This window comes from Amycolatopsis sp. PSD-21 (assembly GCF_055561455.1).
Window position 1 is genome coordinate 7,109,890 of record NZ_CM145712.1, and the last position, 15,777, is coordinate 7,125,666.

Sequence of the window (15,777 nt, forward strand, 5' to 3'; positions counted from 1 at the left end):
CTTGGTCTTCCACCAGGAAAGCTCAGGCCCCCTCGCTTGTCAAGTGGTTCACAAAAAGCACTTTACATCGGTGTCGGACCTCGGATCAGCGAGCCGTCGCCCGAGGGGTAAGGCACGTGTCGTGTCGGGCGGTAAGTCCGGAAGGCCTCCTTGAGGGACTCTGGGTCCTCAAGGAGGCCTTCACGGACGCCTTTGCCTTACCCCTCAATACTCCTTCGGGTCCATTGCCGCCGGCCGGTGCCCCCGCGGCAGTTCGGCGCCGAGGATGGCGGGATCACTCCAGTCGGAGGTGAGCACGGAGGCGTGGACGGCGGCGAGACGGGCGGCGCGGTCGCGTGCGCGGGCCGGGTCTGGGTGGCGGTTGTCGAGGGCGGGCGCGGGGGCGTGCGCCACGGTCATGATCAGCAGGTAGTGGTTGCGGTCGTACCAGGCGGTGTCGACGGCGCTGGTGAGGTAGTCGCGGGCGTAACCGTCGAAGATGACGAACCACGGCCGGAGTGCGGGGTCGGCGTAGCGGCGTCGTGGATCGCCAGGGGCGGCGTGCAGGACGACGGGGAACATCTGGGCTTGTTCGATCATGCCGTTCCGTTGCAGATCACGGAGGTATCCGGCGTATTCGACGTCGGTTTTGAGCGGGTCGAAGGGATTGAGCTGTTCGTTCACGCCGGGGATGAGCGTGGCGAGGACTTTGCCGCGCAGCCGGGATCGTTCGGGCCAGGCGTCGGCGCGCGCCGCGGCGTCGAGCGAAGGATGCCCGGCCAGCAGATCCGCCGGGCGGTACAGCAGATCACCGAGATGCTTGCGCAGCGTGGCGTCGAGGTCGGCCGGGCCGTAGCCACGGTGGGCGGCGAATCCGGGTTTGAGTTCGAGTTTGAGGATCAGCGGATCGTGGTCGGGATGGCTTTCCAGCCAGAGCCGGATGTCGTCGAGACAGTGGGCGAAATCCTGGTTGCGCGGGCCACGGTAGAGATCGGCGGTGGTGTCGGCCGCCACGCAGTTGTTGTGGTTTCCCAACGGGAGCAGATGGTTGACCAGCCAGCCCTGACCGATGGCTTTCGGCCACAGATCGATTTCGATCAGCGAGGCGCCCGCGTCCAGCGCCTGGGCGAGATAGGGGAAAGTGCTGGGCTCGTAGGCGTTGTGGACGCCCACGGTCGTCGTGTGCGACAGCTTCGCCGAATCCGGGCCGGCGGCCGAGGATGTCCCGCTCCACAGCGTCGCACTCAGGAGCAGGATGGTGACGATTACCGTCACCGGGTTTCGTGTCATTCGCACGTGCGTCCTCCAGGTTCCGGTTCAGCCCAGCAGTCCGAAGTAGTCGGGGAGCTTGAAGGTCCGTTCGGCGTGCCCGCCGGTCAGGTCGCTCCTCCGGTTTCCGATGTTGGCCACGATCGTGTAGCCCTGCTTCTCGATGTTCGCGCGCGCCCGGGTTTTGACCGTCGCGACCGGTTCGAGGTCGAGGATGGGGTGCAGATAGAGCCCATCGACCGGATAGCCGACCCGCTCGAGGTTGGCGCGGGTGACCGCGCGGAGTGGTTCCGGCCGCCCGGTGACGAAGAAGACCGCCGCCCCTTGCTGTCCGGCGGATCGCGCCAGACGCAGGGACGACGGCACGGCCGGGACGGTGACCAGGTCGAAGTGGTACTGGGTTTCGAGGGTCGTGTTGTCGATGTCGAAGACGTTGACCGGCTTTCCGCCCTGGTGAGCCAACCGCTCCTTCAGGTACCGCTCGGCCGGTTCGAGCGCGGTGCGGACGTCGGAGAGCCATTGTTCGCAGGACGGAAACAGCCGGTGACCGCCACGGGGATCCGGTGCCGGCGCGGCTCCCGCGGTGGCGGTCGCACCGAACGTGATCGTGAGGGTGAGCGCGGCGGCGAGCACGGATTTCCGTGCGAAGGGACTTTTCACGAGACCGGACCGTAAGCGTCCCAGCGGGCCGAGAGGTGAATCGGCCAGGACGACGAAGATACGATTATGTATCGGATACGACTATGCACTCGTTACGATGCGACCGGTGAGGCCGAGCACGGCCATGACCCGCTTGGCCATCGCTTCCTCACCGGCGGCGTTCGGATGCACGGGGACGAAGTTCGTCCCCCACAGCACCGGTTCCACCCACCGGGTGCCCAGCGGCGCGCACGCGTCGCGCCCTTCCGAAGCCTCGGCCATGTCCACAAAGGTCACTCGCGTTTCCTTGGCCGCCTTCTCGATGACGCGATTGAGCCGCTCCTGCAGCGCGCGCAGATAAGGTACGTCGCCGACCGCCACGGGCATCTTCTGGAAGCAGCCCTTGGCGGACGGCAGGATCCACGGATACCCGACGATGGCGACCCGCGCCCGCGGAGCCTTCGCGCGCAGTTCCGTCAACGACCGCTTGACCGCGGGGTAGACGGTCTCGTCGACCTGACGGTCGAAGGTGGCGCCGTAGGTCTTCTCGCACGGGTTGCCCGCGCCCCACGACAGCACGCCCGCGGACACGCAGGCCAGGATCGCGCCGATGAAGACGTTGGCGTCGTTGCCACCGATGGTCAGCGTCACCAGGTCCGTGTCGGGCGTCAGCGCGTCGAACTGCGGGCGAGTGAGCAGGGGGTACTGCGCCTGGGTGAAACTCGAGGTCTGCGCGGCACCACAGGTGACATCCGTCAGCCGCGCGCCGATCGCGGACGCCACCAGGTGCGGATAGTTGCGGGTCGACCGGGCGCACAGCGGAGTGACCGACAGGTCCAGCGGCAGGATTCCCGAACCCGCGCTGTAGGAATCCCCCAGCGCCACGTACTTCAGCGGCGTAGCGGACTGGGCGGGCAAGGCGGCCACAACAAGCGAAACCATGGTCAGAACGGCGACGACCAACGCGCGTCTACGCATACCGGAACCTGCGTCCTTCCAGACATCAACGGATACGACGTCGTATCCGATACTGGTCTGTATCAGATATGAACCGGCAACCGTTGTCAACGGTTCCGCGAGGACCGGCCGTCACAGTCCACTGAGGAACACTTCCAGTTCCCGGCCGATTTCCGCCGGAGAGTCTTCTTGAAGGAAGTGCGCGCCCTTGACCGTGACCTCTTTCTGGTTGGACCACGTCCGGGCGTAGTCGAGTGCGGCTCCGGTCATCACGGCTCCGGGGTCGCCCGCGACGAGCAGTTTGGGGATCCCACTCCGGGCGGCCCATTCTCCGTTCGCCGCGACGATCGCGGCGACGTCGGCAGGCTCGCCGTCGAAGGGCATTTCCCGGGCCCACGCCAAGGTCGGCACTCGAGATTCCCGGGTGGCGAACGGCGCCCGGTAGGCGGCCATCTCCTGTTCGCCAAGCGTCCGCAGGGTTCCCATCGGGAGCATCTTCTCGACGAAGAGATTGTCGTCCAGGACGATTTTCTCGCCCTGTTCGCCGCGTACCGCACGGAACATGGCGTCACCACCTGGCGGGAAATCCGCCCAGCGGCGCCCCTGGATCACTCCCTCCAGGTGGGCGAGACCGTTGACGCGTTCCGGGTGGCGGCACGCCCAGTCGAGCCCGAGCGCGGCTCCCCAGTCGTGCACGACGAGGGTGACCTCCTGGTGCGGCAGGACGGCGTCGAACCACGCGCCCAGGTACCTGGCGTGATCACCGAACCGGTAGGAGCCGTCCGGGGTGGGGCCGGAGGCGCCCATCCCGGCGAGATCCGGCGCGACGTAGCGGCGGGTGGGGGTCAGCGCGGCGATGACGTTGCGCCACAGATAGGACGAAGTCGGATTGCCGTGCAAGAACACGACGGTCTGCTCGCCGGCTCCGGTGTCGACGTAGCTCATGCGCACGCCGTCGGCGTCGACGGTCTTCCTCGGGTGCGGATCCGCGGCCGAGCCGGATGTGGGGGCCTGATACTTGGTCATGTCCACACGGTCCGCCAGCGCGCCCCCGACCCGACACACAGACACCGAATTGCGCAGGTATCCGACAAGACGCAGACTTGATCGGTGATTTCCGACGGTCTTGATCTCCTCGACATGAAGATCCTCCATGCGCTGCAGATCGATGGCCGGGCGTCGTTCAGCCTGATCGGCGACACCATCGGCGTCTCCGACCAGACCGTCGCCCGCCGATACACCAGGCTCCGGTCGCGCGGAGAGATCCGCGTCGTCGGCCTCACCGACTCACTGGTGGTCGGCGAAGAGGAATGGCTGCTGCGGATCCAGTGCGCCCCGGAATCCGCCGCCGCCGTCGCGGCCGCGGTGTCCGCGCATCCCGAGACGCGCTGGGTGCAGCTCACCTCCGGTGCCACCGAGATCGTGTGCACCACCCGGTCCGCGGCAGGCGGCGAGTCCACGCTGCTGCGCGAACTACCGCGGACCCGCCGGGTGACCGGGGTCAGCGCGCATTGGCTCCTGCACACCTTCTATGGCGGAGGCGTCAACATCCTGAACAAGATCGGCCCGCTCACCGCCGAGCAGGTGCGCGCACTACGGCCCCCGCCGCCGGAGCCTGCCGGGACCGTGACACTGAGCGGCGGGGATCGCGCGCTCATCGCCGAACTGACCCGTGACGGCCGCACCACCTACCGAGACCTCGCTCGCGCCGTGGGCCTCTCCCAGACCGCGGTACAGCGCCGGATCGCCGAACTTCGCCGTTCCGGAGCGCTGTTCTTCAGAGTCGATTTCGACGACGCGCTGATCGGCCGCGGCACCGTCGCGATCCTCTGGCTGTCCGTGACGCCGTCCGCGCTCGTCGAGGTCGGCACGGCGCTCGCCGGCCATGACGAAGTGACCTTCGTCGGCTCCACGACCGGGCCGACCAACCTGTACGCGGTCGTGCTGACGCCGAGCCCCCGGGCCCTGCACGCCTACCTGACCGGTCCGGTGGCCGAACTCCCCGCCATCGGACGGTGGGAAACCGCGCCGATCGTGCGGCCGGTCAAACGGGCGGGCGTGCCGGTACCGGGCTGAACCGAGCCGATCGGGCCAGCCGCCGCCGGAGTGGCGGGCCTCGATCGAGGTCCGCCACTCCGGGGGTGCTCAGCCTGCCGGGCGAACGCGGTCCGCCGTGGCGCGGTGGCGGGCAAGCTCCGCGGGGGTCGCGTGCGACAGCAAGGCCTGTTGCTGAGCCGCCGCCTCGGTGACGACCCGGTCGAGCGTGCCGGAAGTCGTGCGTTTTCCTTCCAGCGCGTCGGCGATGAGCGCCGCCTCAGCGGCCATCGCCGCGCCGAACGGGTGCATCGGCGCGGCGACCAGACTGAACCTCGCGCCGTTGATCCACGCGGCGCCCCCGGTGGCACAGGCGTCGTGGCCCAGCGATGGCGTGTAGGTGTCGACGAATTCCGCGCGGGTCCGCTGTGCGGCCTTCTCGACCGCGGTGTTCAGTTTCCGTTCCCATTCGTCGTAGAAGTCGTAGTCGCCATCGGCGAAGGGAATGATGTCCGGGCAGTAGCCTTCGGGCGGAACGATGCGCGGATAGCCGACCAAGACGACCTTCGCGTGCGGTGATCGCGTCCGGATTTCGCGCACCACAGTGACGATCCTGTCCTCGACGGCCGCCATTCGGCGCGCGAGTTCCGTTCCTCCGTCGGCTTCGAAATGCTCCCGGCAGGGTGCGCCGACCGGGTTCTGGTTCCGGAGCGCCATGCAAGTATTGGTCAGTTCACCGAAACTGCCGAAATCGTTGCCGCCGATTCCCATGGTGACTAGGTCGGTCCGGGCACTCAGCGCGTTGAGCTGTGGCGGCACCCCGGGCCCTTGCGGCTGGGTCATGTCCGGCGTGTCCGCACCGCCGCAGCTCACGTCGACGAACCGGGACGGTTTGATCCTGGCCGCGAGCCGTGACGGATAGTTCCCCGTCGAGCGGAAGCACGACAGCGAATCCAACCGCAGCCACGGGATCAACGGCCCTGACGTGTAGGAATCACCCAAGGCCACGTATTCGTCGAATCGATCGAGTTGTCCGCCAGGAGCACTGGCGACCGCCGTCGCGGGTGACGCGGCCATGGTCAACGCGGCCAGCAAGGCGGCCATCGTGCGGCCGAGCGTTCGTCGTTGCACTGGAACTCCGTTCCGTTGTTCGGTCAGCGGGCGCCGGCGAGGTGCGCGACGATCAGGCGGGCGAAGTTGCGCTCCCCGAGAGCGGTGGGGTGCAGGGGAACCAGCCCGAGGGTGGTGCCGGGGACGACGACGTTGGCCCAGTTCTGGGTGAGCTGACAGCCGTCGTGCCCCGCGGCGGGGGTGATCAGGTCGACGAACTCGGCATGGTGCTCGGCCGCGACCCGTGCGGTGACCTTGGCGAGCCGGTCGACCAGACCCTGCATGTAGTTCGCGTCCCTCGGCCAGACCGGCTGGATCGGATGACAGCCGTCGGGCTGGATGTACTTCGTGTAGCTGGTGACCAGGATCCTGGCGCGCGGCGCCTTGGCGCGGATCGCGTCGAGTGTGGCGGCGATCAGCGGCGCGGCCGAGTCGACCTTCCTCGCCCCGCGATCGATCCCGCCCGCGGTCTGGGTGTCCATACAGGACACACCCATCGGCTCGGGCAACACATTGAAACAGCTCAGCCCGAGCCCGGCGAGACCGATGTCGTTCGCCCCGATGGTCACCGTGACCAGCGACGTCGTCTTGGACACCGCGTCGAGCTGGACCGGCACGCCGGCCTGCCGATCGGAAAGGATGTGCGCGGTCGTCGCGCCGCTGCACGTCACGTCACGGAAGGTCTTGACCCCCAGTGCTTTCGCCACCAGATGCGGATAGTTCACAGTGGACCGGAAGCACGGGGCGAACGTCTCTTGCGGGAAGATCAGCGGCCCCGCGGCGAAGGAGTCGCCCAGCGCGACGTACTCGTTCGCGATCGACCCGGACGCTTCCGCCGCCGGGGCCACGATTCCGCTCAAACAGAGTGCCGCGGCGGCGATGGTGAACAAGCGTCGACGGCGAGGGGACGCGGGCGGAGGGGACGTCATCGCGGCGGGGCTCCTTGTGCTCGTTCGCGAGGCGAGGGGAAGCCCCAGCGAAAAGGATACGGCTTTGTATCGCATACAGCTTTGTATCTTTGGTGACGAGAAGGGGTCTGTCAACAAGGAACCGAATACGTATCCGTATCGAGTACAGTGCTGTATCGTCGCGTCGGGCCACGCGGGAACGGGGACGATCATGAGCCGGCTACACGACCTGACGGCGCTCCAGCAGGCTTCCGCGATCCGTACCGGCGAGCTCAGTCCCGTCGAACTCGTCGAGCACTACCTCACGCGTATCGACCTGCTCAACGAAAGTCTCGGCGCCTTTCTCACGGTGACCGCCGAGTCCGCCCGCCGCGAAGCCGAACTGGCCGAAGAGCGCGTTCGCGCCGGTGATGCCCTTCCCCCGCTGCACGGCGTTCCCCTCGCGATCAAGGATCTGAACAACACCAAGGGTGTCCGGACCACTTTCGGCAGCGTCGCCGGCCTGGGCCTGGTGCCCGATTTCGACGACGACGTCGTCGTGTCCCTGCGCGCCGCGGGCACGATCAGCCTCGGGAAGACCAACGTCCCCGAGTTCGGCTTGCCCAACTACACGGAGTCGGCGATCGGGCCACCGGCGCGGACGCCGTGGGATCTCACCCGCTCCGCGGGCGGTTCCAGCGGAGGCGCGGCCGCGGCCGTGGCAGGCGGGCTTCTACCGTTCGCGCACGGCAACGACGGTGGCGGATCGGTCCGCATCCCCGCCGCGGTCTGCGGGCTCGTCGGCATCAAGCCCACCCGTGGCCGGGTCAGCAACGGGCCCGCGACCTTGGATCCCGGCTCGTTCGTCCACCAGGGTCCGCTGGCACGGACGGTGCGTGACGCGGCGGCACTGCTCGACGCGATGGCGGACGGCACGGGCGGGTCGGCGCGGCTGCCGCGGGGACACACCTTCCTCGACCTCGCCGGGCGGACACCTGGCACGTTGCGCATCGGACGCTACTGCGCGACCGACACGACCGGCGGAACACTCGACCCCTCCGTGCGCGCCGCCTACGAAGCGGCGACGGAGTTGCTGATCTCGCTCGGCCATCAGGTCGAGGAGCTGACGCCACCCCCGATCGCGGCCTCCATGGAGGACTTCCTGACGGTTTGGTCCGCCGCGCCCGCCGCCGTGGACCTGCCACCGGAGGCCGACGCCGTACTCCGGCCGTACACGCGCTGGTTGCGGGAGCGAGGAGCGAAGACGTCCGCCACAACGTATTTGCGCGCGGTCGATTCCGTGCGGGCGCTGGGGCGGAAGATGATGCTGGCCGGCGAGCCCTTCGACGCCGTCCTGGTCCCGACCGTCGCCCTCCCGCCGCGGCCGATCGGGGCCGCCCGTGAGGACGACCCCGCCGAGGACTTCGCCGGCCAAGCCGCTTTCGCCCCGTGGACGGCGTTGTACAACATCACCGGCCAGCCGGTGATCACGGTGCCGGTCTGCTGGCCCTCGGCGGGGTTGCCGATCGGCATGTCGCTGGCAGGCAGGCCGTGGGACGAAGCGACCATTCTCGCTCTCGCCGCACAACTGGAGGACGCCCGGCCGTGGTCGGGCCGCAAACCCGCTTGCTGGTGAAGATACAGAACCGTATCCGATATAGTGGGCGACGGATGACCAGCGCGGCACCGCTACCCGATTGAGGTTCTTCCATGCCCATAGGCCCGACGAAACGGCGACCGCGGACCACCGCCGCGCTGATCGACGCCGCGTACGAGGTCTTCGCCGAACGCGGTTTCCACGGAGCCTCGATCGAGGACATCTGTGAACGTGCGGGCCTGACGCGGGGCGCGTTCTACTCGAACTTCGCGAACAAGGAAGAGCTGTTCTTCCGGCTCTTCGACCAGCACGCCGATCGGGTCGTCGCGTTCTGGACCGACACGCTGGCGGGCTCCGAGGCCGCGGAAGATCCCTTGGCGACCTTGTTCGAGGGAATGTTCCAGCAGGAGAAGGACGAACAACACTGGTTCCTGATCTCGGCGGAATTCTCGCTCTACGCGATTCGCAATCCGGCGACCGCCGAGAAGCTGGCCGAATACGACCGCAGGCTGCGCGAGCAGATCGTCCCGTTCCTGCAGGACTTCTTCCGGCGGGCGGGCCGGAAACCCGACATCGACCTCGACCTGCTCGCCAGGATGCTGACCGCCGTGCACGAGGGCGGGATGATGCAAAGTCTGGTCGAGCCGTCGGAGCTGCCACTCGGCACTCTGGAGCGGACCTTTCTGGCGCCCCTGTTCGCGGCGGTGTCGCACGAGAAGCCACAGCGTGCCCGGCGCGGCACGTCGTCACGAACCCGCAAGTAGTCCGTGCTCTCAGCGGACCGATCGAATGGGCAGCACCGACATCGCCGCGAGTAGCCCGAGCACGATGGCGACGCCGAACAGGACCTGGTAGCCGCCGAGGGCCACGACGGCGGCCGCGATGGCGGGCGCGGCGATTTGCGGGATCGCCTGGGCGAGGTTGACGATGCCGAGATCCCGGCCGAAATCCCGCGCCTCGGCCAGCACCAGCGTCGCCAGGGAAGTATCCACCGCGAGGTAGGTGCCGTACGCGATCCCGTGCAGGAACGCGGTCACGAGATACATCTGCCAGCTACGGGACACCACCGGAATGACCAGGCTCAGCCCGAACAACGCGCTGGACGCGAAGACGAACACCTTGTACCGCCGAAACCGGTCCGACAGCCACCCGCCGGCGAGCGCCGCCACCGCCGCCGCGCCGGTGTTGATCAGGCTGACGGCCGCGACCGCCGACAGTACCGGCATTCCTGGTGGCAATTCGATGTACTCGCCGAGGATGAAGACGATGAACGCGGCGACCAGGAAATAGCACAGCGACATCAGCATCCGGCCGATGAACACCCACCGGAAGTCGTGCCCGGCCAACGCGGCGAAGAAGCCGGCCGCCCACCGGGCGGGACTGCGCCGCTCCCCCGTTGCCGCAAGATGCTCGGCGGGCGCTGTCACGGGCACCGGGTCCCTGGTGAACGCGACCAGCAGGACCGCGCCCACGACGAGCGCGACACCGAGCGCGAGATACGCGGAACCGGCGGAGAGCGCCGCGGCCACCTGCGTTCCCGCGACCGTCCCCACGGCCAGCCCGGCCGCGGACACGGCCGACGCCGTGCCGCGTCTGTCACGCGACACCCTGTCGGGGACAAGGACGGCCAGGATCGCATGAAAGCCATAGGCGAACGTTTGCGCCACGCAGTACGCGAGGCCGATCACCAGCACACTCGTCGGCGCACCGGTCAGGACCAGCACCGAGAGCAACGCGGCCGACGAAGTACCGATCAGCCACGGGTTACGCCGTCCGAACCGCGAGCGGGTCCGGTCGGACAGCGCACCGCTCAGTGGTGGCCCCAGCGCCGCGCTGAGCCCGGCGAACGTCGCCACCACTCCCCAGGCACCGGCGCCGCCGAGCCTGCCGACCTCGAAGGCGGCCAACGTGCCGGTGCCGTTGAGAAACCCATAGACGGCGACGTTTCCCAGGAACAGGAAGATGAAGAGGGGAACGAGTCCGCTGCGACGGTCCGGCCGGGCGGTCGGCAAGGACCGCACGTCATGGGTATCCATGGCACCTTCCCGGTGTCTCGATCCAGCCCCGGCGAGTGATACGACCCTGTATCCGATACGAAAATGTATCGTCAGCGCCCGCCACTCGATTGTCAAGGCGTGGTTGACACGCGCGCCGCCGCCGGTTCACGATACATATCTGCATCCGATACATTCGTGCATCGAACCGGAGGCGATTCCCGTGACCGCGACAGTTCCCGGCCCCGCTCAAACGGCGATCGGCCCGACACCGGACGGCGTCGAGCCTCCCCGTCTCCCCACCTTCGCCACGCTCGAGGAAGAACGGCTGCACCGCAAACAAGAACTGGCCGCCGCCTTCCGCCTGTTCGGCAAGTTCGGCTTCTCCGAAGGCGTCGCCGGGCATATCACCGCACGAGACCCGGAGCACCCGGACTGCTTCTGGGTCAACCCGTTCGGCATGAGCTTCAATCAGATCTCCGTCTCGGACCTCATCCTCGTCGGCCACGACGGCACCGTCGTCGAGGGCAAGCGTCCGGTGAACCGCGCCGCGTTCTGCATTCATTCCGAAGTGCACAAGGCCCGGCCGGAGGTGGTCGCGGCGGCGCATGCGCATTCCTTGCACGGCAAGGCTTTCGCCAGCCTGGTCCGCCCGCTGGACCCGATCACCCAGGACGCTTGCGCCTTCTATGAAGACCACGGCCTGTACGAGGACTTCCGCGGCGTGGTCAACGAAACCGAAGAAGGCGAACGGATCGGCAAGGCGCTCGGCCCGCACAAGGCCGTCATCCTCGCGAATCACGGCGTGCTGACCGTCGGGCACACCGTCGCCGAGGCCGCGTGGTGGTTCATCACGATGGAACGATCCTGCCAGGCACAACTGATCGCCATGGCCGCGGGAACCCCGCGGTCGATCGACCACGAAACCGCCACTCAGGTTCGTGAACAGACAGGCGGCCCGCTGTCCGGCTGGTTCCAGCTGCGCCCGCTCTGGGACCAGATCATCGCCGAGCAGCCAGACCTCTTCGATTGAGTCACCGCCATCACCCCGGCCGCCTGGGAACCCGGTGTGTCAGCAGCAGCCTCGGCTGGGGTTCCGGCGCGGTAGTCCACCAACTCACCTGGCGGACTTTCGCGAAGCGAGGCACAGGATTCGGGAGCGACGCGCCCGACCAGGAGGCCTCCGGTGGAGGGCGGCCCGGGGTGAGCAGGTGGGGCCTCGCGTCAGGACAGCTGGGCGGTCGCGAGGACGGGCGCGGCCGAGGTTGCGAAAGCCACTTTCGCAACCTTCAACGTTGCGAAAGTGGCTTTCGCACCCTTCCGGCGAAGCATCTGAAGGGATCGATCTTGCTGCTCTGCCTTCATTCGATCGGCGACAGTCGCCCTGTCGCGGGCACGGGGGACCCACGGTGAAGTGAGGCGGGAAACGTCTCACCTACTAGAGGTTCGCGTTCCCGCCTCTGCGCGGAGACTCGGCAGATGGACCGCCCGCCACGGATCTTCCCCAACCTCGACGTGAACGACCGTCGCCGTCGCCAGAACTGTCACCTCATGGCGCGGAAACGCAGCTCCACGTAGCGGGCACCCATGGGGACGCCGGGCCGTGCGAACCGGCGAGCTGGTCGTCGTCGGTGACTGCGGAGATCCTGCTGGCGGGGGCGAAGTCGCCGAGGAAGGCCCGATTCCGCCAGATGCCGAGTGTGTGCGAGCCGCCGTCGTTGAAATACCACGCCGCGAGCAGGCCGTTCGCGTTGATGCCCATCGCGGTGGTCCCCGGCGTCTTGCCAAGGACGGCACCGGTGTTCACGTCCCACTCGATGAGCTGCTCACCATGGGCCCATGACAACCCGACGATCCGCTCGCCCTGGTATCGCTGGATGACGAGATCGCCGTACCCGGCCAGTTTCCGGCTGGAGCCGTCGGGCGACCACACCAGCCCTGGCTCGGTCACCACCCGGCCCGCGTCGTCGATGCCGACAGCTCGGCCGTCGGCGATGATCCGGTAGCTGCCGGGAGCATTCGCCGGCCAGAGGATGACCTGGTAGGGCACTCGTCCATCGCCGACGTACCCCACGATGTCACCGGACTCGTTGATGGCGGTGGCCGTGGCCCGCACCCCGGGCGGGCTCGGCAGGGTCTCGTAAACGCCGTCGCGGTAACGGAACCCCGTGCCGGCGCCGGCCGAGGACTGGTATCCCACGATCTCGCCGCGGCCGCTGATGGCGGAGAACTGGACCACCGCACCGTTCGGCGGCGGCGGCATTTCGGCGACCTCGCGGTGGTGCCACAGCACATTCACCCGCTTGTTCTCCTTCCACACCACCCCTGCCAGGTACCCGTTCGGCCCGGCGACGGCCACCGAGCCACCGCTGGCTCCGGCGGGGACCGGCAGGTCGGAGGCGACCCAGGTACAAGACGCGGCCGAGGGTGTGGCCGCCGAGGTGGCGGGGAGGGCGGTGGTGACGGCGAACGCGAGCGACGCACCGAGTACGGCGCTTAGTACGGCCTTACGCATGGAATACCCCTTGGAACACGGGAAGCGGTCTTCCGGAGCACGCACGACTGGTCGCTGTGGTTGCCTTGGCGGACCGACGAGCGTGCGGGATGCTTCCGGTTCCCCCCTCTCCGGCGGTCCGGCATCGTCCAGGCCGCCCGTCGAGCACGGATGCCCGGTGTTCTTCCTTCAAACACCGGGTCGTTCAGGACACCTCGGAGATGGTGCGCGAGACGTGCGCGGCCGCGGCCTCGCCCAGCCGCGCGTGCAGCGTGCGGTGAGCAAGGGGCTCATCGGCCGCGGCTCCGGGCACGCGGTGGCGCACGCCTACCACCACTGAAATATCCACGTATCGCGCTACGCGTTCTCCCTCGATTCTGGCCCCCTTGTGCTTCCGCACGAGGGGTGGCCTTTGCCGTAGCAGCCTCGTCCCATCGGCCGAGCGGCATGGCCAGGACCGTCCACTGAGGACAAGAGGATCAGCGCCGCACAACAAAGAGGCGCTCGCGCGGCCCCGAAAGTGCCGTGCGAGCGCCTCGAATCGAGCGAGCGTCAGCTCGCCGTGCTACGGAATCCCTTGAGCCGCAGGCTGTTCGTCACCACGAAGACCGAGCTGAACGCCATCGCGGCGCCGGCGATCATCGGGTTGAGCAGCCCCGCCGCGGCCAGTGGCAATGCCGCGACGTTGTAGGCGAAGGCCCAGAACAGGTTGCCCTTGATGGTGCGCAGGGTCCGCCGCGAGAGCCGGATCGCGTCCACCGCCGCCCGCAGGTCGCCGCGGACGAGGGTGAGGTCCGACGCCTCGATGGCGACGTCCGTCCCGGTGCCCATGGCCAGTCCGAGGTCGGCCTGTGCCAGCGCGGCCGCGTCGTTGACGCCGTCACCGACCATCGCGACCACCTTGCCCTCGCCCTGGAGCCGCTTGACGACGTCGACCTTGTCCTTGGGCAGGACCTCCGCGATCACCTCGGTGATCCCCACCTCCGCCGCCACCGCACGGGCCACGGCCTCGTTGTCCCCGGTCAGCAGGACCGGCGTGAGCCCGAGCGCCCGCAGCTGGGTGATGGCCTCGGCGGAAGTCGGCTTGACCGTGTCGGCGACGACGAGGACCGCGCGGGCCTTCCCGTCCCAGCCGACGACGATCGCGGTCCGGCCCGCCTTCTCTTCGGCGGCCTTCGCCTCGGCGAGAGCCTCCGGCAGATGGTGCGCCCATTCCTCCAGCAGCGCGCTGCGTCCGGCCAGCACCGCCTTGCCGTCTACGATCCCTTGCACACCAAGGCCTTCGACGTTCGTGAAGTCATCGACGGCTGGGAGTTCGCCGACCCGATCCCGCGCGCCTGCCACGACGGCCTGCGCGATCGGGTGTTCGGAAGCGTTCTCCAGCGCACCCGCGAGCCTCAACGCCTCGCCGGCATCGACGCCGTCGGCGACGTGGACCTCGACGAGCGCCATCCGTCCGGTGGTCACGGTGCCCGTCTTGTCGAGGACGACCGTGTCGACCGACCGGGTGGACTCCAGCATTTCCGGTCCCTTGATCAGGATCCCGAGCTGCGCGCCCCGTCCGGTGCCGACCAGCAACGCGGTCGGGGTGGCCAGGCCGAGGGCGCACGGGCAGGCGATGATCAGCACGGCGACCGCCGCGGTGAACGCCGCCGCGACCGAACCACCGGCTCCGAGCCAGAACATCAAGGTGCCGACGGCGAGCGCGATCACGATCGGCACGAACACGCCCGACACCCGGTCGGCCAGCCGCTGGACCTGCGCCTTGCCGGTCTGCGCGTCTTCGACGAGCTTCGCCATCTGCGCCAGCTGCGTGTCCGCGCCGACCCGGGTCGCACGGACGACGAGCCTGCCGCCCGCGTTGACCGTCGCGCCGACCACGGCGTCACCGGGCCCGACCTCGACCGGGACGCTCTCCCCGGTCAGCATGCTCGCGTCGACGGCGGAACTGCCTTCGGTGATGACGCCGTCGGTGGCGATCTTCTCCCCCGGCCGCACGATGAACAGGTCGCCGACAGTCAGCCGATCGACCGGGACGCGTTCTTCCTTGCCGTTCCGGAGGACGGCGACGTCCTTCGCACCCAGCTCCAGCAGCGCCCGCAGCGCGGCACCGGCCCGGCGCTTGGACCGCGCCTCGAAGTACCGTCCGGCGAGGATGAACGTCGTCACCCCGGCGGCGACCTCGAGGTAGATGTTGCCGTCACCGGCCATCCGCTCCACGGTCAGCTCGAAGGCGTGCGTCATCCCCGGCGTTCCCGCGCTGCCGAACAGCAGGGCGTACAGCGACCACAGGAACGCCGCCAGCGTGCCCATCGAGATCAGCGTGTCCATGGTGGCCGCGCCGTGGCGCAGGTTCGCCCACGCCGCCTTGTGGAACGGCCACGCCGCCCACACCAGCACCGGCGCGGCCAGTGTCAGCGAAATCCATTGCCAGTAGGTGAACTGGAACGCGGGCACCATCGCCAGCAGGATCACCGGCACCGACAGCACCGCCGAACCGATCAGCCGCTGCCGCAACGGCGCGATCGGATCGGCCTCCTCGGCGGGCCCGTCCGCCTGCTCCTGCTTCGGCGGAGCGGGCAGGGCGGCCGCGTATCCGGCCGCCTCCACCTGCTCGATCAGCCGCTGGGGTTCGATGTCCCCGCTGTAGGTGACCTTCGCCTTTTCCGTGGCGTAATTGACGGTGGCGGTGACGCCGTCCAGCTTGTTCAGCTTCTTCTCGATGCGCATCGCGCACGACGCGCAGGTCATCCCGGTGATCGCGAGTTCGACCTCGGCCGTGGTGGCCTGGTCCAGATCGGAAGTCATCGTGGTCAC

Annotated in this window: 13 protein-coding genes; 4 read left to right on the top strand and 9 right to left on the bottom strand. The window is 68.4% G+C overall.

Going from position 1 to position 15,777, the window contains the following annotated elements; translation table 11 throughout:
• Nucleotides 1-204: 204 nt before the first annotated feature.
• The 4 genes from ACZ1DY_RS33310 to ACZ1DY_RS33325 form a co-directional block, all read right to left on the bottom strand.
• On the bottom strand, nucleotides 205-1,254 hold the full coding sequence (locus tag ACZ1DY_RS33310) for a phosphatidylinositol-specific phospholipase C domain-containing protein (protein WP_465482025.1): 1,050 nt from the start codon (nucleotides 1,252-1,254) through the stop codon (nucleotides 205-207).
• Nucleotides 1,255-1,296: 42 nt separating this feature from the next.
• A complete protein-coding gene (locus ACZ1DY_RS33315; RefSeq protein ID WP_465482026.1) occupies nucleotides 1,297-1,908 on the bottom strand; it encodes an HAD family acid phosphatase in 612 nt (203 codons plus the stop codon).
• An 81-nt stretch (nucleotides 1,909-1,989) separates the two neighbouring features.
• A complete protein-coding gene (locus ACZ1DY_RS33320; protein WP_465482027.1) occupies nucleotides 1,990-2,865 on the bottom strand; it encodes an SGNH/GDSL hydrolase family protein in 876 nt (291 codons plus the stop codon).
• Between the two features lie 111 nt (nucleotides 2,866-2,976).
• Nucleotides 2,977-3,870, bottom strand: coding sequence for a haloalkane dehalogenase (locus ACZ1DY_RS33325; protein ID WP_465482028.1), 894 nt, complete (start codon nucleotides 3,868-3,870; stop codon nucleotides 2,977-2,979).
• An 84-nt stretch (nucleotides 3,871-3,954) separates the two neighbouring features.
• Between ACZ1DY_RS33325 and ACZ1DY_RS33330 the strand changes: the two genes are divergently transcribed.
• The gene (locus ACZ1DY_RS33330) at nucleotides 3,955-4,920 is read left to right on the top strand and encodes an Lrp/AsnC family transcriptional regulator (protein ID WP_465482029.1); all 966 of its coding nucleotides are present in this window, start codon (nucleotides 3,955-3,957) and stop codon (nucleotides 4,918-4,920) included.
• Between the two features lie 69 nt (nucleotides 4,921-4,989).
• On the opposite strand, the gene ACZ1DY_RS33335 is transcribed toward ACZ1DY_RS33330, so the two are convergent.
• Nucleotides 4,990-6,009, bottom strand: coding sequence for an SGNH/GDSL hydrolase family protein (locus ACZ1DY_RS33335; RefSeq protein WP_465482030.1), 1,020 nt, complete (start codon nucleotides 6,007-6,009; stop codon nucleotides 4,990-4,992).
• A gap of 23 nt (nucleotides 6,010-6,032) precedes the next feature.
• Entirely contained in the window at nucleotides 6,033-6,917 is an 885-nt protein-coding gene (locus ACZ1DY_RS33340; protein ID WP_465482031.1) for an SGNH/GDSL hydrolase family protein, read from the bottom strand.
• 190 nt (nucleotides 6,918-7,107) lie between these two features.
• Between ACZ1DY_RS33340 and ACZ1DY_RS33345 the strand changes: the two genes are divergently transcribed.
• On the top strand, nucleotides 7,108-8,511 hold the full coding sequence (locus ACZ1DY_RS33345; protein ID WP_465482032.1) for an amidase: 1,404 nt from the start codon (nucleotides 7,108-7,110) through the stop codon (nucleotides 8,509-8,511).
• Between the two features lie 74 nt (nucleotides 8,512-8,585).
• On the top strand, nucleotides 8,586-9,236 hold the full coding sequence (locus ACZ1DY_RS33350; protein WP_465482033.1) for a TetR/AcrR family transcriptional regulator: 651 nt from the start codon (nucleotides 8,586-8,588) through the stop codon (nucleotides 9,234-9,236).
• Between the two features lie 9 nt (nucleotides 9,237-9,245).
• Here the strand turns inward: ACZ1DY_RS33350 and ACZ1DY_RS33355 are convergent, their stop codons facing one another.
• Entirely contained in the window at nucleotides 9,246-10,508 is a 1,263-nt protein-coding gene (locus ACZ1DY_RS33355; protein ID WP_465482034.1) for an MFS transporter, read from the bottom strand.
• On the opposite strand from ACZ1DY_RS33355, the gene ACZ1DY_RS33360 reads away from it, so the two are divergent.
• Entirely contained in the window at nucleotides 10,507-11,499 is a 993-nt protein-coding gene (locus ACZ1DY_RS33360) for a class II aldolase/adducin family protein (RefSeq protein WP_465482035.1), read from the top strand. The two genes, ACZ1DY_RS33355 and ACZ1DY_RS33360, sit on opposite strands and share 2 nt — an antisense overlap.
• A 516-nt stretch (nucleotides 11,500-12,015) precedes the next feature.
• Here ACZ1DY_RS33360 and ACZ1DY_RS33365 read toward each other — a convergent pair.
• Both ACZ1DY_RS33365 and ACZ1DY_RS33370 read right to left on the bottom strand, forming a co-directional pair.
• The gene (locus ACZ1DY_RS33365; protein WP_465482036.1) at nucleotides 12,016-12,981 is read right to left on the bottom strand and encodes a hypothetical protein; all 966 of its coding nucleotides are present in this window, start codon (nucleotides 12,979-12,981) and stop codon (nucleotides 12,016-12,018) included.
• Nucleotides 12,982-13,512: 531 nt separating this feature from the next.
• Nucleotides 13,513-15,768: a heavy metal translocating P-type ATPase gene (locus ACZ1DY_RS33370; protein WP_465482037.1), complete on the bottom strand. Its 2,256-nt coding sequence runs from the start codon at nucleotides 15,766-15,768 to the stop codon at nucleotides 13,513-13,515.
• Between the last annotated feature and the right edge of the window lie 9 nt (nucleotides 15,769-15,777).